Source organism: Halomonas sp. DQ26W (genome assembly GCF_003339685.1).
Taxonomy (GTDB): domain Bacteria; phylum Pseudomonadota; class Gammaproteobacteria; order Pseudomonadales; family Halomonadaceae; genus Halomonas.
The window spans coordinates 169,771-195,750 of sequence record NZ_QPKI01000002.1; the positions used below are offsets into that span (position 1 = coordinate 169,771).

A 25,980-nucleotide genomic window follows, 5' to 3' on the forward strand; every position below is an offset into this window, starting at 1 on the left:
GTGGCTGCTGCCCATGGGCAGGATATCGTTCGGGCAGGCATCATTAGCACAAAAAACACCGCTGCGTCATACGACGCAGCGGTGTTTTTGATCTGCCTCCAAGCAGCGGGTGCTAGCCGGCATCAATCCTGGAAGTTGGTCTCGGAGTAGAGCACCCGTACCTTCAGCGTGTGCTGGACCTGACGCAGGGCTTCCAGCGCCTGGGGGCCGTAGGCCTTGTCCACATCGATGACCACGTAGCCGACCTTTTCATTGGTCTGCAGGTACTGGCCGGAGATGTTGATGTTGCTCTCGGAGAGCACATGGTTGATCTCGGAGAGCACGCCCGGCACGTTTTCGTGGATATGCAGCACGCGGTGCTTGTCCGGGTGCGCCGGCAGGGCCACCTCGGGGAAGTTGACCGAGGTAACGGTGGTACCGTTGTCGGAGTAAGTGATCAGCTTCTCGGAGACCTCGATGCCGATGTTCTCCTGGGCTTCCAGCGTGGAGCCGCCGACATGCGGAGTGAGAATCACGTTGTCCAGGCCACGCAGTGGGCTGACGAACTCCTCGTCGTTACCCTTGGGCTCCACCGGGAAGACGTCGATGGCGGCGCCGTAAAGCCTACCCTTTTTCAGCGCCTCGGCCAGATCCTCAATCACCACCACGCTGCCGCGGGAGGCGTTGATCAGGATGCCGCTGCGCTTCATCAGCGCCAGCTGCTCCCTGGCGATCATCCACTTGGTGGAGGGCAGTTCCGGCACGTGCAGGCTGACCACATCGGCGCGGGCCAGCAGCTCTTCCAGGCTGGCCACCTGATTGGCGTTACCCATGCCGAGCTTGGTCACCACGTCGTAGAAGATGACGTTGAAGCCGAGCGATTCCGCCAACACCGAGAGCTGGGCGCCGATGTTGCCGTAGCCGACGATCCCCAGGGTCTTGCCACGGGCCTCGTGGGAGTTCTTGGCGCTCTTCAGCCAGCCGCCCTGATGGGCATGGGCGTTTTTTTGGGGGATGCCGCGAAGCAGCATGATCGCCTCGGCCAGCACCAGCTCCGCTACCGAACGGGTGTTGGAATAGGGCGCATTGAATACCGGGATACCACGGATCAGTGCCGACGTCAGGTCTACCTGGTTGGTGCCGATGCAGAAACAGCCCACGGCCGCGAGCTTCTCGGCCGCCTCGAACACCCGCGAGTTGAGCTGGGTGCGCGAGCGAATGCCGACGAAATGAACGTCCCGAACCTTCTCGATCAGCGTCGCTTCGTCCAGCGAGGTCGCGACGTGCTCGATGTTGGTGTAACCGGCGTTCAGGAAATTGTCCACCGCGCTCTGGTGGACGCCCTCGAGCAGCAGGATTTTGATCTTGCTCTTGTCCAGGGACGTTTTGGCCATGGTCGAATCAACCCCTTCTTCGGTGCGAGCCGCATGCGGTGACGGGACAGCCGTGCCGCGACAGTAGTGAGCCTGAGGGCCTGCCGAATAGCGAGGGACAAGGGCATTGGCAGGCTTGAAACAGGGCGCTTATGGTAGCACAACCGCCTCGGGCGAAGATGAAAACACTGCGCTGCAAAGATGAATGGGCTGCAGGTTGTTGCGGGTGGCAGACGAACACCGGGGGAGAGCGTGTATACTGTGGCCCCTATAGATAGCAGTCACGGGCTAGGAATTTTCCATGGCAGAGCGAGACAAGCAACCATCGTCCGAGACGATGGTGAGCGAGGAGGCCGGTGCCGATTTCGCCACCACCGTCGAGCGACTGGAACAGTTGGTAGAGCGGCTGGAGTCCGGCGAGCTCTCGCTGGAGGGCTCGCTTGCCGCCTTCGAGCAGGGCGTGCGCCTGACCCGTGATGCCCAGCGTCGCCTGGACGAGGCCGAACTGCGGGTGCGCACCTTGATCGAAGGCCCTGACGGTGGCGTCGATTTCGACAGCTTCACTGCGCCGCCCGGGGAGGACGACGATCTTGAGCCCTGACGCTTTCGCTGCGCGCCTGGCCGCCGATCGTGCCCGGGTGGATGCCTATCTGGCGCGCGTCTTCGATGCGCGCCAGGCCGCCGCGCCCCGCCTGGAAGAGGCCATGCGTCATGGGTTGCTGGTGGGTGGCAAGCGTTTACGTCCGGTGCTGGTCTACCTGGCCGGTCGCGCATTGGGGGCCGCCGATGCCGAGCTAGACCCCTCGGCCGCGGCGGTGGAGTTGGTGCATGCCTACTCGCTGGTGCACGATGACTTGCCCGCCATGGACGACGATGACCTGCGCCGCGGCCAGCCCACGGTCCATCGCGCCTATGACGAGGCCACGGCGATACTGGCCGGCGATGCCCTGCAGACCCTCGCCTTCGAGGTGCTGGCCAGGGCCGCCCATCCGCGGCTGCCGGCACTGATGCTGACCCTGGCCCAGGCCGCCGGCCGCGACGGCATGGTGGGCGGACAGGCGCTGGACCTGGCGGCCGTTGGCGGCCACCCTGACGTCGAGGCCCTGGCCACCATGCACGCCCACAAGACCGGCGCGCTGATTCGTGGCGCGGTGCGCATGGGAGCGCTGACGGCGGTGGTCGAGAGCGACCCCAGGGTGGCGGCGCTGGAACACTACGCCCAAGCCCTTGGCCTGGCCTTCCAGATACACGATGACGTCCTCGACGTGACCGGTGATACCCGCACACTGGGCAAGGCCTCCGGCGCCGATGCGGCCCGCGACAAGCCCACCTATCCGGCGCTGCTGGGGCTGGAGGGCGCTCGCACCAAGGCTTTCGAGCTGACCGAGGAGGCCCTGACGGCCCTGGCGCCGCTGGGCGAGGCGAGTGCACCGCTGGCCGAGCTGGCCCGCTACATGATCGAACGAGACCACTGAGGAGGCGTTGAAAGCAGTGATTCAGCGATTCCCTCACAGACAGAAGCCTACATGAAGCTCTACGACGAAATTCCCGGCGAGCGCCCGGTGACACCGCTGCTCGACACGCTGGATACCCCGGCGGCGTTGCGGGCCATGAACGCCGCACAGCTGGAGCAACTGGCCGACGAGTTGCGAGCCTACCTGCTCTACAGCGTCGGAGTTTCCGGCGGTCACTTCGGCGCCGGCCTGGGCGTGGTGGAGCTCACCGTGGCGCTACATCACGCCCTGGAGACCCCCCACGACCGGCTGGTGTGGGACGTGGGCCATCAGGCCTACCCCCACAAGATTCTCACCGGCCGGCGCGAGGCGATGGTCAGTATTCGCCAGCACGGCGGCCTGGCCGCCTTCCCGCGGCGTGCCGAGTCGCAGTACGACACCTTCGGCGTGGGCCATTCCAGCACCTCGATCTCGGCGGCGCTGGGCATGGCCCTGGCCGCTCGCACCCGCGGCGAGAAACGGCGGGTCTGTGCGGTGATCGGCGACGGTGCCCTGACCGCTGGCATGGCCTTCGAGGCCCTCGCCCATGCCGGTCATGTGGACGCCAACCTGCTGGTGGTGCTCAACGACAACGAGATGTCGATTTCCGAGAACGTCGGCGGTATCGCCAGCTACCTGGCGGGCATTCTCTCCAGCAAGCCCTACCTGGTCATGCGCGAAGAGGGCAAGAAAGTGCTGTCGCACTTGCCTGGCGCACTGGAACTGGCGCGGCGTACCGAAGAGCACATGAAGGGCATGGTCAGCCCGGCCACCCTGTTCGAGGAGATGGGCTTCAACTACATCGGCCCCCTCGACGGCCATGACCTGCCCACCCTGGTCCAGACCCTGCGCAACATCCGCGATCTCGACGGCCCCCAGTTCCTGCATGTCAGGACGCGCAAGGGACGCGGCTTTTTGCCTGCTGAGGCCGACCCCATCGGCTACCACGCCATCACCAAGCTGGAAAAAAACGGTGACGCGCCGAGCAGTGCGCCCCCGCCCGCGGCCGGGAAAAAAATCAAGTATTGCAATGTCTTCGGTGACTGGCTGTGTGACATGGCGGCCAGCGACAAGCGCTTGATTGGCATCACCCCGGCGATGCGCGAAGGTTCCGATCTGATCCGTTTCTCCAAGGAATTCCCTGAGCGCTACTACGACGTGGCGATTGCCGAGCAACATGCGGTGACGCTGGCCGCCGGCATGGCCTGCGAGTCGATGAAGCCGGTGGTGGCGATCTACTCCACCTTTCTGCAGCGCGGCTATGACCAGCTGATCCACGATGTGGCGGTGCAGGGGCTCGACGTCACCTTCGCCATCGACCGCGCCGGCCTGGTCGGCGAGGACGGCCCCACCCACCACGGCAGCATGGACCTCTCCTACCTGCGTTGCGTGCCGGGCATGGTAGTGCTGGCGCCGGCCGACGAGGCCGAATGTCGCGCCATGCTCAGCGCCGCCTATCACTACCCCGGCCCCGCCGCGGTGCGCTACCCCCGCGGCAGCGGCCCCGGTGCGGCGATCCCGGCGAATCTCGAACCGCTGGAGATCGGCAAGGCGGAGCATCGCCGCCAAACCGGTGGCGAAGGTAGCCGCGTCGCACTGCTGGCTTTCGGCAGTCTCAACGATCCCGCAACCACAGTGGCCGAAGCACTGGATGCCACCCATATCAACATGCGCTCGATCAAGCCGCTGGACCGGGATGCCATCCTGGCCGCCGCCGACGAGCACGACCTGCTGGTCACCCTCGAAGAGAACGTCGTGGCGGGTGGCGCCGGCAGCGCCGTCAACGAGCTGCTGGTTGCCGAGGGTGTGCAGGTGGAGATCCTCAATCTCGGCCTGCCCGACTCCTTCGTAGAGCACGGCAAGCCGGCAGAGTTGCTCGCCGAATGCGGGCTGGATGCACCGGGCATCGAAGCGGCGATTCGCGCGCGACTGGGTTGATGTAGAAGCAGTCCATAAGCAAAACACCGTGTGTTTCCAACCGGTCATGAACCTAGCTTCATGACCGGTTTTTTCATATTGCGGCTTCGGAATTATCCCCTGATACCCTTTCCTGTCTGCCGGCTACCCCCTGCCACGTGTCGTCAGGCGCGGCCGAGTTAACCGAGCACATTGCGGAGTGTTGGTGGCGTTTACCGCTCATATTCGTGTAGGCAATTACATACAAAGTATGTAAGCAAAGGTATGTGTCGTGCCAATCGCTATAGGGCGGTTTGACAATATCCGTCACGATCGCAGCATGTTTTCGACATTTAATGCTACTTGTTCGTTTTTTGTCCGCGCATGTAACGAACGCGTAAAGTTTCTTATCGTCCATGACGACGTTTGGCACAGGCCCGCCATCCCTTTACCCTCTCGCCTCATTAGCTATAGCGGCAAATGCTTCTGCGGATCCGTCAGCCGGTCCTGGTTCATCTCGCAGCGGCGGAGTGGATGGGATCGACTCGGTTCGCATAGCCCATTTCCGGCTCGCTCGTCGGGCCACTATCGATTCTTAATCGTTCCAAAAATCAGTGGTTCGTCAGGGAGCTACGACAATGGCAAAGGAAGGGACCGTTGCGCCGAAAGAGCGCATCAATATCAAGTATGTACCGGCTACCGGTGACCAGCAGGCGGAAACCGAGTTACCGCTCAAGCTGCTGGTGGTAGGGGACTTCAAGGGGCGCGCGGAAGAGACGCCCATCGAGGAGCGCGACAAGGTCTCGGTGGACAAGAATAACTTCCAGTCGGTGATGCGCGAGGCGGGCCTTGGCCTGCAGGCTGCCGTACCCAACCGCCTCGAAGAGGGCGAGGAGCCGACCGACCTGGCGGTGAGCGTCTCATTCAAGTCACTGGAAGACTTCGCCCCCGACAGCGTGGCTCGGCAGGTGCCGGAACTGCGCAAGCTGGTCGAGCTGCGCGAGGCGCTGGTTGCGCTCAAGGGGCCGCTGGGCAATGTGCCGGCCTTCCGCGATCAGCTGCAGAAGCTGATGGAGAGCGACGAGGCGCGTCAGCAGCTGCTCTCGGAGCTCGAGCTGCTCGAGACGAACAACAAGGGCGACGCCTGATTCCTGTCGGACCAGGTACAGACAGATCAGGTGCAGGCGGGCGATTCAACGCCAGGCAAAGGATTCGAGGCAACCCCATGACCGATTCGGTACAAACCCAGGGCCAGGCCGCACAGGCCCAGGCTGAAGACTCCCTTCTCGACCAGGTGATGGCGCAGACGCGCATGGCACCGGCCGACGAAGGCTACGACATTGCCAAGCAGGGCGTGGCGGCCTTCATCGCCGAGCTGCTGCAGAGCACAAGCGACGCCCCCCAGGTGAACAAGTCGGTGGTCGACCGCATGATCGTCGAGCTCGACCGCAAGATCGGCAGCCAGGTCGATGAGATCCTGCATGATCAGGGCTTTCAGAAACTGGAATCGGCCTGGCGTGGCCTCAAGCTGCTGGTCGATCGCACCGACTTTCGCGAGAACATCAAGCTCGACGTGCTGCACGCCACCAAGGCCGAGCTGCTCGAGGACTTCGAGTTTGCCCCGGAGCTCAGTCAGAGCGGACTCTACCAGCATGTCTATGCGGCGGAGTACGGCCAGTTCGGCGGCGAGCCGGTCGCCGGTATCATCGGCCATTACGACTTCTCGCCCACGACGCCGGACATCAAGCTGCTGCAGTTCACCGCCGCGGTGGGTGCCATGGCCCATGCGCCTTTCCTCTCCTCGGTAGCGCCGAGCTTCTTCGGTATCGACAGCTTCGAGGAGCTGCCCAATATCAAGGACTTCAAGGCCATCTTCGAGGGTCCGAAGTACGCCCGTTGGCGCAGCCTTCGCGAGTCCGAGGACGCCCGCTACCTGGGGCTGACCGCGCCGCGCTTCCTGCTGCGCATGCCCTACGACCCGGTGGAGAACCCGGTCAAGAGCTTCAACTACCGTGAAACGGTGAGCGAGAATCACGAGCACTACCTTTGGGGCAACACCGCCTATCTGCTCGCCGAGCGCCTGACCGACAGTTTCGCCAAGTACCGCTGGTGCCCGAACATCATCGGCCCCCAGAGCGGCGGCGCCGTCGATAACCTGCCGGTGCACACCTACGAAGCGCTGGGCCAGCTGCAGGCCAAGATTCCCACCGAGGTGCTGGTCACCGATCGGCGTGAATTCGAGATGGCCGAAGAGGGTTTCATCTCGCTGACCATGCGCAAGGGCAGCGACAACGCCGCCTTCTTCTCCGCCAACTCGGTGCAGAAGCCCAAGGTCTTCCCCAACACCGCCGAGGGCAAGGCTGCCGAGACCAATTTCAAGCTCGGCACCCAACTGCCCTACATGTTCATCATCAATCGCCTGGCGCACTACATCAAGGTGCTGCAGCGCGAGCAGATCGGTTCATGGAAGGAGCGTCAGGACCTCGAGCGCGAACTCAACGCCTGGATTCGCCAGTACGTCGCCGACCAGGAAAACCCGCCGGCCGAGGTGCGTAGCCGCCGGCCGCTGCGGGCCGCCTCGATCCAGGTCTCCGACGTCGAGGGCGATCCGGGCTGGTATCAGGTCTCCATGGCGGTGCGTCCGCACTTCAAGTACATGGGCGCTAACTTCGAGCTGTCGCTGGTGGGTCGCCTCGACAAGGAGTAAGGGAGTGTCGCTGCCATGAGCCTTTACCGTGGTGGCGTGCTCGGCAACCGGCTGTTCGAGCGCCTGGCGGCGACCGGACAGCCGGTCGAGGCGAGCCTCGCCGACACCGTGGAATCCATCAAGCGACATCTCGTCGATCTGCTCAACAGCCACCCGGGACACAGCGAATGTGCGCCTGAGCTGGGGCTGCTCGACTTCAATGACGCGACCATCGGTGTGCTCGACCTGGAACTCAATATCCAGCGCGCCATTCGCCAGTGCATCGAACGCTTCGAGCCTCGAGTGCAGCGAGTGGAAGTGGAGTCGTTGCCCCATGGCGGCGACCCCCTGCAGCTGCGGTTCCAGGTTCACGCAACCCTGGATCTTGGCCGGGACAACGCCCAGACCACCATCGATCTGCTGCTGAACGACAAACGCTATCAGTGCCTGAATTGAGAACCTGAATTGAGAACGAAGCGGCGCCGGAACGGAGCGTCTGATTAGCCAAGTACCTGGGGAACGAGACTCGCATGCTGAATCGCTATTACCGGGACGAGCTCGACTTTCTGAAGTTGCAGGGGAAGGAGTTTGCCGAGGCCAATCCCGGTCTCAGCCGCTTCCTCTCCGAGCGCAGCACCGACCCCGACGTCGAGCGCCTGCTGGAAGGTTTTGCCTTCCTGACCGGACGCATGCGGGAAAAAGTCGAGGACGAGTTCCCCGAGCTGACTCATTCGCTGATCAGCATGCTGTGGCCCAACTATCTGCGCCCGGTGCCGAGCATGACCGTCATGCAGTTCACCCCGAAGTGGCATGCCCTGAGTGCGTCCCAGTCCGTTGCGGCGGGCACGGCGGTGGGAAGCCGGCCGGTGGACGGCACGGCCTGTCGCTTTCGCACCTGTCACGAGGTGGCGCTCTATCCGCTGCAGCATGCCGGCGTCGAAGCGCGACACTCCCGCGAGGCCTCCGTGGTCGAACTCAATCTCGACGTTCGCAGCGATCAGCCCCTCGATGCCCTGGGCATCGACACGCTGCGGCTCCACCTGGGGGGCAACGGCTACACGGCGCGCAGCCTCTACCTGTGGCTGAACCACTACCTGTCGCGGATCGAGCTGGAGATCGACGGCGAACGTCGCCGCTTGCCCAACAGCCTGCTGCAGCCGGTGGGCTTCGCGCGGGAGGACGCCCTGCTGCCCTATCCGCGCAATGCCTACCAGGGCTATCGCATCCTGCAGGAGTATCTCTGCTTTCCCGAGGCCTTCCACTTCGTCGACCTGGCCTCGCTGGGGCGCCACCTGCCTTCCGTGCAGGCCCAGCGGCTGACGCTGCGCTTCGTCTTTACCCGCACGCTGCCGGCGGATGCCCGGGTGCGCGACGAGCACCTGGCGCTCTACTGCACGCCGGCCATCAACCTGTTCACCCACGATGCCGACCCCATCGATCTGAGCGGCGAGCGCAGCGAGTACCACATTCGTCCCAGCAGCCGGTCGCCGGCCAACTACGAGGTGTTCAGCGTCGACGGGGTGCATGGCTGGCTGGAGAGCGAGTCCGGCAAGGTCCGCGGGGAGCCGCGCAACTATGTGCCCTTCGAGAGCTTCCAGCACCAGATCGAACGTGACCGTGAACGCCAGGCGCTCTACTACCGGGTACGGGTTCGCGACAGCCTGCGTGGCGATGGCTTCGATCACGACATCGCCTTCGTGCGCGGCGACGAGCGGGCGTGCCTGGGCATGCGCGAGACCATCTCGCTGCGGCTCACCTGCAGCAACCGCGAGCTACCCGAGAAGCTGACCGTGGGCGATGTCTGCGTCGAGACTGAGAACAGCCCCGTGTATGCCGACTTTCGCAATATCACCCGGCCGACGCCGGCGCTGCGTCCGACCCTCGACGGCAGCCTGATGTGGACCCTGATCTCCAACCTGTCCCTCAACTACCTGTCGCTGCTCGAGCGGGATGCCCTCTGCTCGGTACTGAGGGCCTACGACTTCCGGGCACTGGTCGACCGCCAGGCGGAGCGCGTCTCCCAGAAGCGCCTGACGGGCATCGCCGATATCGAGACCCAATCCATCGACCGGCTTCAGCGCGGCCTGCCGGTGCGCGGGCTGCGGTCGGTCATGACCCTGGATCAGGAGGCCTTCGGCGACGAGGGCAGCCTCTACCTGTTCGGCAGCGTGCTGGCGCGTTTCTTCTCGCTCTACGCCAGCATCAACTCGTTCCATGAGCTGCATGTCATCAACCGACACAACCGTGAGCGCTACGCATGGACCTTACAGTCGGGCCAGCAGCCGCTGATGTAGCGCCGGCAGCCCTGGTAGAAGGGGCGCGACGCTACGACTTCTTCCAGCTCGTCGAGCTGTTGCACCGTCACCATGAGGATGACCTCGAAGGTGGCGGCGGCGGTAGCGTGGCGGCCTTTGAACGGGTGCGCTACAGCGCGTCGGCGTCGCTGGGCTTCCCCGGCAGCGACGTCGTGGCGCTCGCGCCCGGCGCCGACGGCGGCTACCGGCTGGAGGTCAGCTTCTTCGGGCTGCAGGGCTCCCAGTCGCCGCTGCCCGGCTACTACCTCGAGAGCCTGGCCCACAGCGCGGCCCATCACGAGGGCAGCGCCGGCGACTTCCTCGACTTCTTCAACCACCGGCTGCTGACCCTGGTGCATCGGGCCTGGCGCAAGTACCGCCACTACGTGCGCTACCAGGACCATGCCAGTGACGGCTTTTCCGCCGCCGTCTTCGCCCTGGTTGGCCTGGCCGATGCCGAGCTGCGCGGCGAGACGCCGATCAACTGGAGCAAGATGCTGGCCTACGCCGGCCTGCTGGCGGGACGCTCGCGCTCGCCCGAGGTGGTCTGCGGCATCGTCGGGCACTGCTTCGACCTCAACGACGTGCATCTCGAGGAGTGGGTGCATCGCTGGGTGGTGATTCCCGACGATCAGCGCAGCCGCACGGGCCTCGCCGGCATGACCCTGGGCGAAGACATGATCGCCGGCGAGCGAGTTGCCGACATCGGCGGCAAGTTCGCCCTCTGCCTGAGGGGCCTGAGCCTGGCGCGCTTCCGTGACTTCCTGCCCGATGGCTGCGAGCACGCGCCGCTGCGCACGCTGGTCAACTTCGTGCTGCGCGAACCCCTGGCCTACGACCTGGAGCTCGAACTGCTGCCCAGCGCCGTCAAGCCGATGCGCCTGGGCGAGGCCGGCAGCTGCCAGCTCGGCTGGACCACCTTCGTCAACCCCGAATCCGGCGATGCCTCCAGGCGCCGCCGGATACGCATACAGATGACAGGCTAACCGTCCATGCAAGCCTCCTACCTTCAGGCCACCGAGCACCACGCCGCGGCTCGCACCGCCATCACCCTGGTGGTGATCAACAGCGAGCGCCTCGAGGGGCGCTCCACCAGCAGCCATGTCTTCCATGAGCCGGGCGGCACTCTGGGCAGCGCCGATAGCGACAACTGGCTATTGCAGGACCATGCCGGCCGCATTCGTCCCGGCCATGCCGAGATACAGCGCCAGGACGGCCGCTTCTGCCTGGTTGACCGCAGCGGGCACACCTTCATCAACCACGCCACGCTGCCCCTCGGCCGTGACCGGCGGGTCGCCCTTCGCGACGGCGACGAGCTGCGGCTAGGCGAGTACCACCTGCGCGTCCACCTTGGAGACCGCCAGGCCGGGCTGCCCGGCGCCCAGCCGCTGACCGCGCTGATCGACGAGGAGCAGGAGGCGCTGCCGGGACAAGGCATGCCCCTGGTTCATTCCATGGCTCAGGGGGGCATGGCGCCGGCGCGACAGGACGATCCCCTGGAAGCGCTTGGCGAGGCGACTCCCGGCGCCAGCCACAAGGACCCCATGACGGCGCTGAAGCACCCCGATGAGGAAACCATCGATTTTGCCGATCCGCTGCTCGACGAGCTGGAAGGGGTGGGCGCGCCCGGGCCGAGTCATTACCCACAGGACCGGCGTGGAATGCCGTCGGGCCAGTCGACGATTCAATCATACGAGGACAATAACGCAATGAGCAGGGACATGGATGAACGGCTGTTGAACGACCTGGAACGCTCGGTCGGCGAGCAGCTCGAGGACCGCTGGCAGGAGACTTCGCCAGCGGTGGCGGGGCATATGGGGGCGGATCCGCTGATGCGCGCCCTGGGTGCCAACCTGCGGTTCCACGACAGCGAAGAACAGCAGGCCTTTCTCATGGAGGCCGGCAACACCCTGCGGGCCGCCATCGAAGGGCTTCAGGCGCTGCACCAGGCCCAGGACGACAGCCGCTATCCGCTGCGAGACCGCCGCCTTCAGCCCATCGAGGACAACCCCCTGCGCCTGGGCCAGCCCTATGGCGACACCGTGGAGACCCTGTTCTCCGCCCGTCGCAGCCCGGTGCATCTCTCGGCGCCGGCGGCGGTGGCCGAATGCCTGGCCCACCAGGGCCAGCACCAGGCGGCAGTGGAAGAGGCCATCGGCCAGGCGCTGCAGTCGATTCTGGATGCCTTTGCGCCCGATGCCCTGCTCAAGCGCTTCCACGCCTATCGCGGTGCCGGCAATCGCCTGGATGACGAAGGTGGCTGGGCCTGGGAGATGTACCGCCACTACTACCAGGAGCTGAATTCCGGTCGCCAGCAGGGCTTTGCCAAGCTGTTCTGGGAGGTCTTCGAGCAGGCCTATGACCAGTCGGTGCGCCGCCAGCAGCGGGAGGAAGCATGAGCGCCATAATCACTAGCGCAAGAAAAGCGTCGACAAGCAGTTTGTGCACAAGCGGCAGCGGATGGCGCGGCCCGCTTGCCTGGTTGGCCATTGGCGTGCTGGCGCTGCTGCTCAGCGGCTGTGCCTCGACCCGTGAAGCCGCCGGCAAAACCTGGCAGGTCATGAAGGACCCGTCGATTCCGGTGGGCTACCCCGAAGCGCGCCTGTCCCGAGTCGACCTGGCCATGGTGGCCGAGCCCGACGTCAACCGCAATTTCGATGGTGAAGGCACCCCGTTGCGCTTTCAGATCCTCCAGCTCAAGGACGATTCGATGCTGATGGCCGCCGACCACTACCAGCTGCGCAATGATCTCGAGGCGGCCCTGGGCACCAATTATCTGACCCACGATGACTTCACCCTGCTGCCCGGCCAGTGGAAGTTCTACGAGCCCTTCGAGGTCGACGAAGAGACTCGATATATCGGCCTCATCGCCTTCTATAACACCCCGGGCGAGGCCGAGTGGAAAAAGTTGGTCAAGGTCAACGCCATCGGCGGAGACTACCACCTGCTGGTGCACCTGCGTGCCGATGAAGCCGAGCTTAGGGATCAGAACTGATGGCGAGCCGCAACCGTGTGGTCTGGAGCGAAGGGCTGTTCATCAAGCCGCAGCATTTCCAGCAGCAGCAGCGCAGCCTGGAAGGGTTGATCGAGGCCCGCTTGCGGTGCGTCAGCCACTATCTCTACGGCTTTCACCTGCTGGAGCTCAACGCGGAGTTTCTCAGCTTCGGGCGTATCGCCATCAGCCGCGCCAGCGGCGTGATGCCGGATGGCACCGCCTTTCAGCTGCCCGACGACGACATCGAGCCGCAGCCGCTGGAGATCGACGACGCCGGCATTACCAATCAGATCGTCTACCTGGGGCTGCCGCTGGCTACCGATGCAGTGGGCGAGGTGCGCTGGCCCGGCGACGACCTGCCGGCCCGTTACCGGCTCGCCCAGCGTGGCGTGCGCGACCTGCACTCCCGCGATGGCGACTCCGCCGAGCTCGATGTGGCGCGAGTCGCCCCGCGGCTGCTGCTGGAGCGTGACGACCGCAGCGCCTACGCCTGCCTGGCGGTGGCGCGCATCGTCGAGCGACGGCCCGACGGTAGCCTGGTGCTCGACGAGCAGTTCCTGCCGACCCTGCTCAACGTCCAGGCCGCTCCACTGCTGCAGCGCTTCGTCGGTGAGATGGCCGGCCTGATGCGCGAGCGTGCCCGCAACCTCGCCCAGCGCCTCTCCACGCCCCACCAGACCGGGGTGGCCGACGTCTCCGATTTCATGCTGCTGCAGCTGCTCAACCGTGCCCAGCCTCGCTTCCAGCACCTGGCGCGCCTGGGCCAGCTGCATCCGGAGCGGCTCTTCGACACCATGCTCGAGACCGCCAGTGAGCTGGTCACCTTCACCGACGAGTCGCGGTTGCCGCCGGAATATCCGGCCTATGACCACGACCACCCCGAGCGCGCCTTCCGCATGCTGATGCAGGGGCTTCGCCAGGCGCTCTCCACGGTGCTCGAGCCGCGGGCGCTGGCGATCCAGCTGCAGTCGCGTCGCTACGGCCTGCTCGTCGCACCGCTGTCGGACCCGGGGCTGCTCGACGACGCCGACTTCATTCTCGCCGTGCGGGCCGACATGCCCCACGAGCGCCTGCGCAAGCTGTTCCTGCAGCAGACCAAGGTCGCCAGCGTCGAGCGCATCCGCGACCTCATCAGTCTGCAGCTGCCGGGGGTTCCGCTGGAGCCTCTGCCGGTGGCCCCGCGGGAGCTGCCCTATCACGCCGGGTTCAGCTACTTCCGGCTCGACCGTCAGAGCCAGGCCTGGAGCATGCTCGACGGCGCCAGTGGCTTCGCCTTCCATGTGGCAGGCGAGTTCCCCGGCTTGGAAATGCAGTTCTGGGCGATCAGGAGTTAAGCCATGCAAGATCTTGCCACGCAACTCGACATGGAATCCGGTGCCGTCTCGCGTTATTCACCCACGCGCCACGAGGACCGCATCAACGAGCGGGGGCTGGAGCGGCTGATTCATAGCCACGCCGAGCAGCTCGACGCCGACGAGGATTACTGGTTCCGCCTGCGGGGCCACAACCTCAACCTGCTGGTGGACGCCGCCAGCTCGCTGCTGGGCATGGTGGTGCGGGTGCGCCAGCTCGACAGCATGCACGACATCGAGCGGCTCTACCGCCAGGTGGTCGACGAGATCTCGGCGATCGAGATCGAGCTGACCGAACAGGGCTACGACCGCCCGACCCTGCTGGCCTACCGCTACGTGCTCTGCTCCTTCATCGACGAGGCGGTCATGGGCACGCCCTGGGGCCAGCAGAGCACCTGGGCGGAGCACTCGTTGCTGACGCGCTTCCACAACGAGACCTGGGGCGGCGAGAAGGTCTTCTCGATCCTCGCCCGCCTGCAGCAGGAGCCGCAGCGCTACCAGGACATGCTGGCCTTCATCTACCTGTGCCTGTGCCTGGGCTTCGAAGGGCGCTATCGGGTCATGACCCATGGTCGCGAGGAGTACGAGCACGTGGTTCGGGCCCTGGGCGACCAGCTTGCCGCCCTGGGCGATACCCCCGACGACATGCTGACCTCACCGCTGGCTAACGTGGTGCCGGGCCGCCGACGCGGTGGCCGGGGCCTGCCGGTATGGGGCGTCTTCGCCCTGTTCGGCGTGGCCATGGTGGGCGCCTACCTGGGCTTCGCCTGGTCCCTGGACCAGCAGGCGGCCCAGGTCAGTATCCTTCTCGATCAGATCTTCCGTTAGGAGGCATCATGCTCAGGGTAGAGCTTCCGGCACTCATCGGCCGACTCAACGCCATCGCCCGCCAAGGGCTCGAACAGGCTGCGGTACTCTGCGCCGAGCAACAGGCTCCGGAGGTCACCGCCGGGCATCTGCTGCAGGCGCTGATCGACCAGCCGCTGTGCGACATGCGCTGTCTGCTGGAAGGGCAGGGCATCGATTCCTTCGAACTGCGCGCCCGGCTTGCCGACGAATCGCGCCCACCCCGTGACCTCACGGTGGCCACGCCGAGCTTCTCGCCGCTGCTGGTGGAGTTGCTCCAGGACGCCTGGCTGCTGGCGACCACGGAATTTGCCCACGACTCGCTGCGTAGCGGCATGATCTTCACCGCGCTGCTGCACAACGTCGGCCGCTACCTCGGCCCCAGGAGCGCCGCGCTGCTGGCCGATATCAACCGCGAGAGCCTGCGCCGCGACTTCGAGCGCCTGACGCGGGATTCCGCCGAAGCCCCCCGGGCGGACGCGGGCGCCACCGGACACCCGAAGCCGGGTGCGGGCCAGGGCGACAGCGCCCTGGCGCGCTTCGCCACCTCGCTGACCGACCAGGCGCGGCGCGGCGAGCTCGACCCGGTGCTGTGCCGCGACCCGGAAATCGACCAGATGCTCGATATCCTAGGGCGCCGGCGCAAGAACAACCCCATCGTCATCGGCGACGCCGGTGTGGGCAAGAGTGCCGTGGTCGAAGGGCTCGCCGCGCGCATCGTCGCCGGGGAGGTGCCGGCGGCGCTGGCCGACGTCGAACTGCTGGCGCTGGATCTCGGCGCGCTGCAGGCCGGTGCCGCGGTCAAGGGCGAGTTCGAGAAGCGCCTCAAGGCGGTGATCGAGGAGGTCAAGACGGCACCCAAGCCGATCTTGCTGTTCATCGACGAGGCCCACACCCTGATCGGTGCCGGCAACCAGGAGGGCGGCGGCGATGCCGCCAACCTGCTCAAGCCGGCCCTGGCCCGGGGCGAGCTGCGCACCATCGCCGCCACCACCTGGCGCGAGTACAAGAAGTACTTCGAGAAGGACCCGGCGCTGTCGCGGCGCTTCCAGCCGGTGTCGCTGTCCGAGCCCAGCGTGGAGCAGGCGCTGGTGATCCTGCGCGGCCTGCGTGACGTCTACGAGCGGGCCCACGGCGTGCTGGTGGGCGACAGTGGGCTGCGTGCCGCCGCCGAGCTGTCGGCACGCTACCTGGCCGGCCGCAAGCTGCCGGACAAAGCCATCGACGTGCTCGACACCGCCTGTGCCCGGCTCTCCCAGGCGCTGGACACCCCGCCTCGCCGGCTCAGCCATCTCAAGAGCGATCATCTGGCGACCCTTCGCGAGCGCGATCAACTCGACCGCGAGACCCAGCTGGGGCGCCGCCCGGACGAAGCCTTGCTGGTGGAGCTCGACGAGCGCCTGACCCGCCTCGACGACGAGTTGGCCACGCTGGAGGCAGCCTGGCAGGCCCAGCGCGAATGCGTCGATGCCATCCTGTCGCTGCATGCGCAGCTGCTCGACGACGAGACGGATGACGTCGAGCATGGCGACCTGCGGGCGGCCCTGGTCGAGCAGGAAACCCGCCTGGCCGAGCTTCAGCAAGAGTTCGCGCTGGTCAACGCCAGCGTCGAGGAGGCGCAGATCGCCCAGGTCATCGGCGACTGGACCGGCGTGCCGGTCGAGCGCATGACCAGCGACGAGCTGACCCGTCTCACCGAGCTGCCCGACTATCTGGGCCAGCTGGTGCAGGGCCAGGATCTTGCCATCGAACGGGTTCACCGTCACCTGCTCACCGCCCGTGCCGACCTGCGCCGCCCCGGCCGTCCGCTGGGGGCCTTCCTGCTGGTCGGGCCCAGCGGCGTGGGCAAGACCGAGACCGTGGTGCAGATCGCCGAGCGGCTCTACGGCGGGCGCCAGTTCCTCACCACCATCAACATGTCCGAGTATCAGGAGAAGCACACCGTTTCGCGGCTGATCGGCTCACCGCCTGGCTATGTTGGCTTCGGCGAGGGCGGCCTGTTGACCGAGGCGATTCGCCAGCGCCCCTACTCGGTGGTGCTGCTCGACGAGGTGGAAAAGGCCCACCCGGACGTGCTCAACCTCTTCTACCAGGCCTTCGACAAGGGCGAGCTGGCCGACGGGGAAGGGCGCCTGATCGACTGCAAGAACGTGGTGTTCTTCCTCACCTCCAACCTGGGCTATGAAGCCATCGTGGCCCATGCCGACGAACCCGCCGGGCTGGACGATGCGCTCTATCCGGTGCTGGCCGGTTTCTTCAAGCCGGCGCTGCTGGCGCGCATGGAGGTGGTGCCCTACTTTCCGCTGGGCGCCGAGACCCTGCGTGACATCGTGGCGGCCAAGCTCGACACCCTGGCCGAGCGAATCCGTTCGCGCCACCGCCAGGCCGACGTGGTTCTCGACCCGGCCCTGGCCGAGGCCATCTGCCTGCGGGCCACCCGCAGCGAAAATGGCGCGCGGATGCTCGAGTCGGTGATCGACGGCGAGCTGTTGCCGCCGGTCTCCCGGGCACTGCTCGACCGCATGGCGCGTCGCGAGGCGGTGACCCGGGTTGCACTGGGCGTCGATGCCGACAGTGGCGCCTTTACCGCGGAGGTGGAGTAAGGGCATGGGCGCAAGGGCGATCGACACCTGCCAGGCCATGGCTGGCCAGCCGACGGGGCCGGGCCTCGACGGCATGGCCCGTGCGCTGGCGCTGGTCGAGAGCGCTTCGCCTGCCGAGCTGCGCGAGTGCGCAGGCGGCATCCTCCAGGCCAGCCACGGCCTGGCCTGGGTCAGTTGCCTCTACCTCGACGGCAGCGGCCGCTGGCTGGGCAGCGATGGCGACGACATTCGCTTCGACTGCGACGACTTCCGTCACCCCTACGCCCACGCCATCCGCCAGGGCAAGCCGCTGCGCCTCGGCCTGGCAGAGGCACGCTCGCGGCTCGACCACCCGGCCTTCCAGGCCCAGGTGGCCGCGCTGTCGGGGGACGTGCACCTCGAAGTCCGCCCGCTGCGCGCCCGGGACGGTGAGCGGGAGTGGCTCGGCGCCATGGGTGTGGCCGGCAAGGCCACCGTGCTGGAAGGGCTCGGCGAGGACCCCGAATTCGCCGCCTTCGAATCGCTGCTGTGTCGGCTATGGGCCGGCTTGTCGCGCCACCAGGGTGATCGTCACCGGGAAGCGCGGCTGCGCCAGTCCCTGGCTCAGCTCAACGACGGCGCCCGGCGCCAGGCCCTGGCCCAGCGCCTGGCCGATGATCTGCTGGGCGCCTCGCCCGCCATGCAGACGCTGCGCAGCCAGGTCATCCGCGCCGCCGAGACCGGCCTGGCCGTGCTGCTCCAGGGCGAGACCGGCACCGGCAAGGATCGCGTGGCCCGGGCGATCCACCGGTTTTCCGCCCGGGCCGAGGGGCCGTTCCTGGCAATCAACTGTGCCGCCATTCCCGAATCGCTGCTCGAGTCGGAGCTGTTCGGCCACGCCAAGGGGGCCTTCTCCGGTGCCGACCAGGCCCGCGAAGGCCTGATCAGCCAGGCCGATGGCGGCACCCTGTTTCTCGACGAGATCGGCGACATGCCGCTGCCGCTGCAGGCCAAGCTGCTGCGGGTGCTGGAAAGTGGGCGCTACCGCCCGCTGGGCGCCAGCGAGGAGCGCCAGGCCGACCTGCGCCTGGTGGCGGCGACGCATCAGCCGCTGCGGGAACGGATCCGGGATCAGCGCTTCCGTGCCGACCTCTACTACCGGCTGGGCCAGTTCCCGCTGAGCCTGCCGCCGCTGCGGGAACGGCGTGAAGACATCGCCCAGCTGGCAGAGGCCTTCGCGGTCGACTTCTGCTCGCGGGAAGGGCGCGACGAACTCGGCATCACCCCGGCGGCCCTGCGACAGCTGCGTCAGCGTGACTACCCCGGCAACGTGCGGGAGCTGAAGAACCTGATCGACTATGCCTGCGCCATGACACGGCCGGGCGACGATATCGAACCCATGGCACTCCCCGGGCTGACGGAAGTGGAAGATTCCGACCGGCAGGAGGGCACGGAGGGCAGCGGCGGTCAGTCAGCCGAGAGCGCGAGCCAGGTCCACGACCTGCGCAGCGCCCTGCGCGACTACGAGGCGGAGCTGATCCGCCAGCGGCTGCTGCTGTTCGGCGGCAATCGCGCCCTGGCCGCCGAGAGCCTCGGCGTGCCCAAGCGGACCCTGGCACACAAGTGCCGACAGCTGGAACTGGATGCCAAATGATAATGAGCGTGATGATTCGCCCGGCGCTGTACCTGTACCTGTGTTTAGGGCTGGGGCTGGCTGTGGCGCTGCTTCACAGCAACGCCGCGCTGGGGGCTGCGGACCCCGAGGCGCTGCTGGAGAGCGCCCACGACTGCGCGGCGCTGGATTCGCGGCTGGACCGGCTGGGCTGCTACGACGCCCTGTTCCTGGCCGTCGATTCCACCTCGGCTAGCGACGACCCGCGACCGGCGCTGTGGCATGCGATCAACGCCCAGGAAGCCGGGCGCAACGGCGATGAGATGGGATTCCTGGTCAGCGAGTCGCAGGGCGACGTGCTGATGAGTGCGCCGGCGCTGGGTGCCATGCCACCGCGGCCGCAGCTGGTCATCGCCTGCGAGAAGTCGATCACCCGCTTTCAGCTGCACCTGCCGAGGGCGCTGAACGAACCGCGAACGGCGCTACGCCTGAGGGCCGGCGGGCGGGAACAGCGGCAGGAGTGGCGGGTGCGCGACGGCGGCTACGTGGTCAGCGGTGGGCGCGGGCTGCCGGCCATTGCCACCCTGCGCCAGCTGCTCGATGCCGAGGAGCTGGTGCTGGGCAGCGATCTCGACGTGCTGGATGGGCTTCGCTTCGACCTTTCGGGGCTGCGCCAGCACATCCAACCCCTGCGCGACGCCTGTCGCTGGTGAGGTGGTGATGCGAATCGTCAACGAGACACAGCTGACGGAACTGCTGGCCGCGCTCCCCCCGGAGGGTGTCGGCAGGCCCCTCGACGAAAGCGGCGACTACGCCTGGCTCGACGAGGAGATGATGAAGATCGGCTCGCTGCAGCACGGCGGGGTCGACTGGGAAGGCGCCGAGATCCGGGCCGTTCGGCTGCTGAGCGCCACGGGCAAGGATCTCAAGGTGCTCGGCCACCTGCTGCACTGCCTGCAGCGTGACGGCGACGGCGTGCGCTTCGCCCTCTCGCTGCACCTGCTGGCCGGCAGCCTGGAGCAGTGGTGGGACAAGGCTTACCCCTACCACGGGCCCCGGGGGGCGAAGCTGCGGCCCCGGCTGTTTGCCCAGTTCACCCAGCGGGCCGCCAAGCTGGCCGAAACCCTCGACTTCAGCAATGCGGAAGAGGAGCACCAGGCCTGCCAGGCCGCCCTCGACACCCTGCTGGCCGCGGCCCGGGACCAAGGCCTCCCGGGTGACGCCCTGGTCGAGCTGCGCCACCAGCTGCAGCAGGCCCAGCCGCGTCAGGCGCCGTCGGCCCAGGCTTCGGTCGCAAACAGCGGTGCCGCGGGTGGTAGTGCCACCGGCGGCAACGGAAGCGTTGCCCCGGCGGCGAAAATGCCGGAAATGCGCCTGGAAGCCGGCAATGAGCGGGTCAATCGGCAGGCGCTGCTGAAGATGGCGGACTTTCTCAACGAGCAGTCGCCGGGGGAGGCGCTGATCTATCGGCTTCGTCGTCATGCGGTCTGGGGTGCCATCCAGGCGCTGCCGGCCTCCCGCGACGGCGGGCGCACCGAACTGGCGCCGGTGGCCGCCGACCGCGCGGCGGACTATCGCGAGGCGCTCTCCCGCGGCGGCGACAACGCCTTGTGGCAGCGCATCGAGAACAGCCTGGCGGTCAGCCCCTACTGGCTGGAGGGGCATCGCATGAGCGCCACCCTGGCCGAGCGGCTGGGCCATTCGCGCTGCAGCGAGGCGATCCGCGACGAGGCGGCGCGCTTCGTCGCGCGCCTGCCCGGCCTGGAAGCACTGAGCTTCAACGACGGTACCCCCTTCGTCGATGACGAGACGCTGCGCTGGCTGCAGAGCGTGCCCGGCGGTGGGGGGGCACCTGCCCAGGGCGATGGCGGCGGCGACCCCTGGCAGGCCGGGCTGGAGCAGGCCCGTGAGTGCCTGGCTGCGGAGGGGCTGGAAGCGGCCCTGACGATTCTCGACCAGGGCCTGGCCCAGGCGCACTCCCCGCGCGAGACCGCCTACTGGCGGCTGGCCAGCGCCGACCTGCTGCGCGAGGCCGGCCTGGCATCGCTGGCCGCCCACCACTACCGGGCGGTGCAGCAGTCGGTCAGCGGCATTGGCCTTGATCAGTGGGAGCCGGGGCTGCTCAAGCGACTCGAGGCATTGCCATGACGATTTCCAACGACGACACACGACATAACATCACCGACAGGGACGAGGGCCAAGGCTCATGTGGAAAGATTTGAAGTCAGGGCTGAGCCGCTGGGTACCCGGCGCCTCACGCGCCCAAAGCAATCTCAATCGCGCCAAGGGGCATGGCAACAAGGCCCAGGGTATCGGCAAGAAGGCGAGCAAGCTGACCGCGGTGCTCTGGTGCCTGGTGCTGGCGGCGCTGGTCGCGGCGATCTGGTGGCTCGGGCCGATGTGGGAGGTGCGTGGCAGCTACCCACTGGGGCCCTGGCTCAATCGCCTGCTGGCCACCCTGGCGCTGGCCACCCTGGTGGCGCTGGTGTGGGGCATTCGCCTGGCCCGGCGGCTGCGGGAGATGGACGAGGAGCGCCGCCATGCCGAGCGCCTGCAGCTCGATCCGGCCCAGCTACAGGTCGAGCAGCAGGAGGAGACCCTCAACGCCACCCTGAACGAGCTGATCGATAACCTGGGCGCCGGCCCGGGGGCGCGCTACAAGCTGCCCTGGTACCTGGTGATGGGGGTCGAGAATGCCGGCAAGACCAGCCTGATCAACCGTTCCGGCCAGAACTTCGCGCTCACCCATGTGATGAAGGCCTCCGGCCAGGGCAAGAAGGGGCAGTTCGGCTTCGACTGGTGGATCGGCGACAAGGCGGTGCTGATCGACCCGGATGGCGAGCTGCTGACCCAGGGCGCCATGGAGGGCGGCGAACCCCAGGAGCTGGAGAGCCGCCTGTGGGATCACTTCACCGGCTGGCTGGAGCGCAACCGCTCCCAGCGTCCCCTCGATGGTGTCGTGCTGGTGCTCGACCTGGCCCGGCTGAGCGACGCCAAGGTGGCGGTGCGCAAGGCCTATGCCTCGTTGCTGCGCGCCCGCCTGCGCGAACTGATGGAGCGCCACGGCGCCCGGCTGCCGGTCTATGTCACCTTCAGCAAGATGGATCTGCTCCACGGTTTCGACGACTTCTTCCGCCACTACTCCCGGGCGGCGCGTCGTGCGCCGCTGGGCTTCACCTTCAGTGCCGATAGCCTCGAGAGGCCCGGCCAGTGGGAGGCGGAGTTCGCCTCCGCCTACGACGAGATGCTCGACTGGCTCAACCGCAGCCTGCCCTCGCTGCTCGCCGAATGCCGCGACCGGGAAGAGCGCGAGTCGGTATTCCGCTTCGTGCGCCAGCTTGCCGGCCTGCGCGACTTGCTGCTCGGCTTCCTCTGCGAGGCGCTCTCCAGCGACCGCTTCTCCACCGCTGCCATGGTACGCGGCACCTATTTCACCTCGGTCTATCAGCAGGGGGTGCCCGAAGACCCCTTCGTCGATGCCGCCGCCCGCCGCTACGGCATGGCCGACAGCATCCAGCCGGCCCACCGGGCGGCTCGCAGTGCGCTCTACTTCACCGAGGAGCTGTTCGACAAGGTGATCTATCCCGAGGCGGGGCTGGCCGGCGACAACGCCCGGGCCGCGCGTCGTCGGCGTCGTGCGCGTCGTACCAGCGTCGTCGCCTGCCTGCTGGGGGCCGCCGTCCTGGTCGGCGGTTGGAGCCACTTCTATCAGAAGAACAGCACCGCCTTGGCCGCCGTGGAGGAAAAGGCCCAGGAGTTCCTGGCCTCCAAGCCCGATGAGCTGCAGGGCGACGACCCCACCGGCTATGCCTTCCTCGATCCGCTGGATCGGCTGCGTGGCGCCACCCTGGCCTTCGGCGACTACCGCGACCAGCTGCCGTGGCTGGCCGACATGGGCCTCTATCAGGGCCAGTCCGTGGGTCGCGAGGTGGAAAGCGCCTACCTGGCAATGCTCTCCTATCATTTCCTGCCCTCGCTGATGGTCGGCATCATGGATGACATGAACCGTGCCGAGGAGGGCAGCAACGAGAAGCTGGCGCTGCTGCGCGTGTTGCGCATGATGTCGGATGCCAGCGGCCGCCAGCCCGAGCGGGTCCATGACTTCATGGCCCGGCGCTGGCAGCGTGAATTCGCCCAGCGCGGCAGCGTTCAGGAGCGCTTGCTCGATCATCTCGACTACGCCATGACCCACACCGACCTGGAAGGCCGTGTGGCCACCGGCGACCGCAATGCCGAGTTGGCCATGACGCCGCTGCGCGGCAGCCTGCAGGCCGCCCAGGAGGAGCTCTCTCGCCAGCCCATGGACGAGCGGGTCTATGCCACCCTCAAGGCGGGCAGCGATCGCCGCAGCGGGGCGGTGCTGGACCTGCGCCAGGGCGTGGGCCCCGCCTTCAGCGCCGTGTTCATGGCTCGCGACGACGAGGACGAGAGGCTGCGCCTGCCCACCCTGGTGACCCGCGATGGCTTCGAGGGCTATTTCCTCAAGGAAGTCGAGCAGGCCACCGAGCTGGCGCTGATCGATCTCTGGGTGCTGGGCCGTCGTGACGACATCACCTTCAGCGAGGCCGACCAGCGTCAGCTGCGCGACGCCCTTCACGAGCGCTACGTCAGCGACTACCACGTGACCTGGCGGCAGGTGCTGGATGACGTCTTCCTGGTGCCGATCCCCGATATCGACCAGGCCGTCGTGGTGGCGGATACCCTGCTGGGGGCCAGCCGCCCGCTGGACCGCCTGCTGGGCGAGGTCGCCAACCACACCCGTCTCTATCCCGAGCTGCCGGTCGATGACGAAGCGGCCCGCCAGGCGCTGGAGCGTTCGCCCCGTTATCGCCTGGCCGGTGACATCGAGCGTAACTTCACCGAACTCAATGGGCTGCTGGATGCGCGAGGCGACAACCCCTCCGATATCGCCGAGATCAAGAGGGCCATTGCCGAGCTGCGCGACTACCTGCGTCATGTGCAGGGCGCCAGCGATTCGGGGCGTGCCGCCTTCGTCAGCGCTCGTGACCGCCTGGCACTGCGCGGCGGCGACCCCATCCACAACCTGAAGCGCATTGCCGAGAACACCCCGGCGCCGGTGGACCGCATGCTCGAGAGCCTGGCCGACCAGAGCTGGCAGCTGCTGATGGCCAGCGCCATCCGCCATCTCGAGCACCAGTGGCTCGACGATGTCGTCACGCCCTACCAGAACCGTCTGGCCGGGCGCTACCCGCTGGTGGCCGGTGCCTCGCGGGACGTGGCCCTGACCGACTTCGAGGCCTTCTTCGGTCCGGGCGGCACCCTCGACAGCTTCTACCAGGACAACCTGCGGCCTTTCATCGAGGAAGCCCCGGAACAGCTGCTCGACGCCGACGGCAACTCGCTGCTACGGGGTAGCGTGTTCACGGCGTTCCAGCGCGCCGAGCAGATTCGCGAGGCCTATTTCGGCCGCGACGGCGTGCTCGACGTGGAATTCTCCCTCGAACCGGTCAGCCTCAGCCCCGACAAGCGGCGCGGCGTGATCAGCGTCGACGGTCAGCTCATCGAATACGCCCACAGCGCCAGCCACCGGGTCTCGATGATCTGGCCCAACACCCTGCGGGGCGGCACCGAGAGCCGGGTCACCCTGGTGCCGAGTCAGGTCAATCGCTCGCCGCGCAGCATGTCCCGCGACGGCGCCTGGGCCTGGTTCCGGCTGCTCGATGAGGCCGAGATCACCAGTGCCGGCGAACGCGACCTGGAGCTGCGCTTCAGCGTCGACGGCGGCACCATCCGCTATCGCCTCAGCGCCAACGGCTCGCGCAATCCCTTCACCCGCCCGCTGGCCGCCGGCTTCCAGCTGCCCACCGCACTCTATGCCGAGGGAGGCCTGAATGCTGACGATGTTTAAGCGGCTGTTTTCCGGTGGGCGCGAGGCGGCCAAGGCCGACCCCGCGCCGACGGACAGCGCCATGGCCGGGCTGGAAACGGCCCAGGTAGAGGACATCGAACGCTTTCTGGAAGCGGCACGCCGCGCCGATGCCCAGGGGCACTCCCCCTGGGTGCTGCGCGACGAGGCTCGCCTGGATACCCTGCGGCGCGCGCTGGAATTCACCGCGCACCGGGGGCTGTGGCTGCAGCGCGACGGCAGCCACGTGGCCCACTGGCAGGGCCGGTTGCTGGTACTGCGACACGGCGAAGGGCCGCCGCTGGGCATGCTGCTGGCCTGCCGGCCGGATGACGAAGCCGCCTGGCAGCTGCGCTTCTTCTTCATCGAGCCGGAGTGGCAGGGCAGCGGCCACGGTGCCCGCCTGCTGCTGGCGGCGCGGCGCACCCTCAGCGGCACCCCGCTGCAGTCACGCCTGCCGGTGGCCTGCGAGGCGGCGATTCGCAGCCTGGAAAAGGCCGGCTTCAAGCGCATGCACGTGGATGCATCGAAGGTGGCCAGCTTCGAGGCGCCGGCCGAGTGGGATTAAGTCCCGCGAACCCAATAGAGGAGAACGACAGATGGGACGCAAGCTCGTACTCGTGGGAGACATCGGTACCGGTCACGATGGTTTCCCGCCGACGCCGGTCATCGCCGGCAGCCCGACCGTGATGGTGGACGGCAAGCCGGTGGCGCGCCTGGGCGACCCCCTGGCACCCCACGACAAGCCCAAGCACTCCTCGCACCCGCGGGCCATTGCCGAGGGCTCGGGCACCATTCTGGTCGACGGCAAGCCGGCAGCGCTCACCGGCCATGCCGTGAGCTGCGGCGGGGTGGTGATCGGCAGCGCAACCGGCGAGGGCAGCTGACATGGCCAATCAGACCGGTCTTCAGTTCACACTTGCCCTCGCCGGGGCCGACGATCTCGACCTGGCCGTGGTCGACTTCACGCTGACCGAGGCGCTCTCCCGGCCCTTCCATCTGGCGGTCAACCTCGCCAGCCGCGACC

20 protein-coding genes are annotated in these 25,980 nt (G+C 67.0%); 19 read left to right on the forward strand and 1 reads right to left on the reverse strand.

Translation table 11 applies throughout. The annotated features are described in order from the left end of the window. Nucleotides 1–122 precede the first annotated feature (122 nt). Nucleotides 123–1,373, reverse strand: coding sequence for a phosphoglycerate dehydrogenase (gene serA, locus DU490_RS01900; protein WP_114572640.1), 1,251 nt, complete (start codon nucleotides 1,371–1,373; stop codon nucleotides 123–125). 280 nt (nucleotides 1,374–1,653) lie between these two features. Here serA and DU490_RS01905 point away from each other — a divergent pair, with 280 nt between their 5' ends. The 19 genes from DU490_RS01905 to DU490_RS01995 all read left to right on the forward strand — a co-directional run bounded on the left by DU490_RS01905 (nucleotide 1,654) and on the right by DU490_RS01995 (nucleotide 25,840). Then, nucleotides 1,654–1,953, forward strand: coding sequence for an exodeoxyribonuclease VII small subunit (locus DU490_RS01905; protein ID WP_114572641.1), 300 nt, complete (start codon nucleotides 1,654–1,656; stop codon nucleotides 1,951–1,953). Beyond that, nucleotides 1,943–2,827, forward strand: coding sequence for a farnesyl diphosphate synthase (locus tag DU490_RS01910; RefSeq protein WP_181869924.1), 885 nt, complete (start codon nucleotides 1,943–1,945; stop codon nucleotides 2,825–2,827). The genes DU490_RS01905 and DU490_RS01910 overlap by 11 nt, the downstream gene beginning before the upstream one ends. A gap of 51 nt (nucleotides 2,828–2,878) precedes the next feature. After that, entirely contained in the window at nucleotides 2,879–4,783 is a 1,905-nt protein-coding gene (dxs, locus tag DU490_RS01915; RefSeq protein WP_114572642.1) for a 1-deoxy-D-xylulose-5-phosphate synthase, read from the forward strand. Between the two features lie 596 nt (nucleotides 4,784–5,379). Next, the gene (gene tssB, locus DU490_RS01920; RefSeq protein ID WP_114572643.1) at nucleotides 5,380–5,889 is read left to right on the forward strand and encodes a type VI secretion system contractile sheath small subunit; all 510 of its coding nucleotides are present in this window, start codon (nucleotides 5,380–5,382) and stop codon (nucleotides 5,887–5,889) included. A 77-nt stretch (nucleotides 5,890–5,966) separates the two neighbouring features. After that, nucleotides 5,967–7,448, forward strand: a complete 1,482-nt coding sequence (gene tssC, locus DU490_RS01925) for a type VI secretion system contractile sheath large subunit (RefSeq protein ID WP_114572644.1) — start codon at nucleotides 5,967–5,969, stop codon at nucleotides 7,446–7,448. A 15-nt stretch (nucleotides 7,449–7,463) separates the two neighbouring features. After that, nucleotides 7,464–7,883 carry a type VI secretion system baseplate subunit TssE gene (gene tssE / locus DU490_RS01930; RefSeq protein ID WP_114572645.1) on the forward strand — a complete coding sequence of 140 codons (420 nt, stop codon included), beginning with the start codon at nucleotides 7,464–7,466 and terminating at the stop codon, nucleotides 7,881–7,883. 74 nt (nucleotides 7,884–7,957) lie between these two features. Next, on the forward strand, nucleotides 7,958–9,721 hold the full coding sequence (gene tssF / locus DU490_RS01935) for a type VI secretion system baseplate subunit TssF (protein ID WP_114572646.1): 1,764 nt from the start codon (nucleotides 7,958–7,960) through the stop codon (nucleotides 9,719–9,721). Further along, nucleotides 9,685–10,707 (forward strand): type VI secretion system baseplate subunit TssG, encoded by a 1,023-nt coding sequence (tssG, locus tag DU490_RS01940; RefSeq protein ID WP_114572647.1) that lies wholly within the window; start codon nucleotides 9,685–9,687, stop codon nucleotides 10,705–10,707. Before tssF ends, tssG begins: the two co-directional genes overlap by 37 nt. Nucleotides 10,708–10,713: 6 nt before the next feature. After that, nucleotides 10,714–12,120 carry a type VI secretion system-associated FHA domain protein TagH gene (tagH, locus tag DU490_RS01945; RefSeq protein ID WP_114572648.1) on the forward strand — a complete coding sequence of 469 codons (1,407 nt, stop codon included), beginning with the start codon at nucleotides 10,714–10,716 and terminating at the stop codon, nucleotides 12,118–12,120. Continuing rightward, nucleotides 12,117–12,716, forward strand: a complete 600-nt coding sequence (gene tssJ / locus DU490_RS01950) for a type VI secretion system lipoprotein TssJ (protein ID WP_114572649.1) — start codon at nucleotides 12,117–12,119, stop codon at nucleotides 12,714–12,716. Before tagH ends, tssJ begins: the two co-directional genes overlap by 4 nt. Next, entirely contained in the window at nucleotides 12,716–14,050 is a 1,335-nt protein-coding gene (gene tssK, locus DU490_RS01955) for a type VI secretion system baseplate subunit TssK (protein ID WP_114572650.1), read from the forward strand. Before tssJ ends, tssK begins: the two co-directional genes overlap by 1 nt. Before the next feature lie 3 nt (nucleotides 14,051–14,053). Then, the gene (gene icmH / locus DU490_RS01960; protein WP_114572651.1) at nucleotides 14,054–14,896 is read left to right on the forward strand and encodes a type IVB secretion system protein IcmH/DotU; all 843 of its coding nucleotides are present in this window, start codon (nucleotides 14,054–14,056) and stop codon (nucleotides 14,894–14,896) included. An 8-nt stretch (nucleotides 14,897–14,904) separates the two neighbouring features. Continuing rightward, complete coding sequence (gene tssH / locus DU490_RS01965; protein WP_114572652.1) at nucleotides 14,905–17,517, forward strand: type VI secretion system ATPase TssH; 2,613 nt, start codon at nucleotides 14,905–14,907, stop codon at nucleotides 17,515–17,517. A gap of 4 nt (nucleotides 17,518–17,521) precedes the next feature. Continuing rightward, on the forward strand, nucleotides 17,522–19,129 hold the full coding sequence (locus DU490_RS01970; RefSeq protein ID WP_258801127.1) for a sigma 54-interacting transcriptional regulator: 1,608 nt from the start codon (nucleotides 17,522–17,524) through the stop codon (nucleotides 19,127–19,129). Between the two features lie 2 nt (nucleotides 19,130–19,131). After that, nucleotides 19,132–19,800: a type VI secretion system-associated protein VasI gene (gene vasI / locus DU490_RS01975; RefSeq protein WP_258801129.1), complete on the forward strand. Its 669-nt coding sequence runs from the start codon at nucleotides 19,132–19,134 to the stop codon at nucleotides 19,798–19,800. A 7-nt stretch (nucleotides 19,801–19,807) separates the two neighbouring features. Continuing rightward, nucleotides 19,808–21,235 carry a type VI secretion system protein TssA gene (tssA, locus tag DU490_RS01980; RefSeq protein ID WP_114572654.1) on the forward strand — a complete coding sequence of 476 codons (1,428 nt, stop codon included), beginning with the start codon at nucleotides 19,808–19,810 and terminating at the stop codon, nucleotides 21,233–21,235. A 58-nt stretch (nucleotides 21,236–21,293) separates the two neighbouring features. Next, a complete protein-coding gene (gene tssM / locus DU490_RS01985) occupies nucleotides 21,294–24,956 on the forward strand; it encodes a type VI secretion system membrane subunit TssM (RefSeq protein ID WP_114572655.1) in 3,663 nt (1,220 codons plus the stop codon). Beyond that, nucleotides 24,940–25,521 carry a GNAT family N-acetyltransferase gene (locus tag DU490_RS01990; RefSeq protein WP_114572656.1) on the forward strand — a complete coding sequence of 194 codons (582 nt, stop codon included), beginning with the start codon at nucleotides 24,940–24,942 and terminating at the stop codon, nucleotides 25,519–25,521. The genes tssM and DU490_RS01990 overlap by 17 nt, the downstream gene beginning before the upstream one ends. A 31-nt stretch (nucleotides 25,522–25,552) precedes the next feature. Continuing rightward, nucleotides 25,553–25,840: a type VI secretion system PAAR protein gene (locus DU490_RS01995; RefSeq protein WP_114572657.1), complete on the forward strand. Its 288-nt coding sequence runs from the start codon at nucleotides 25,553–25,555 to the stop codon at nucleotides 25,838–25,840. Nucleotides 25,841–25,980: the final 140 nt, after the last annotated feature.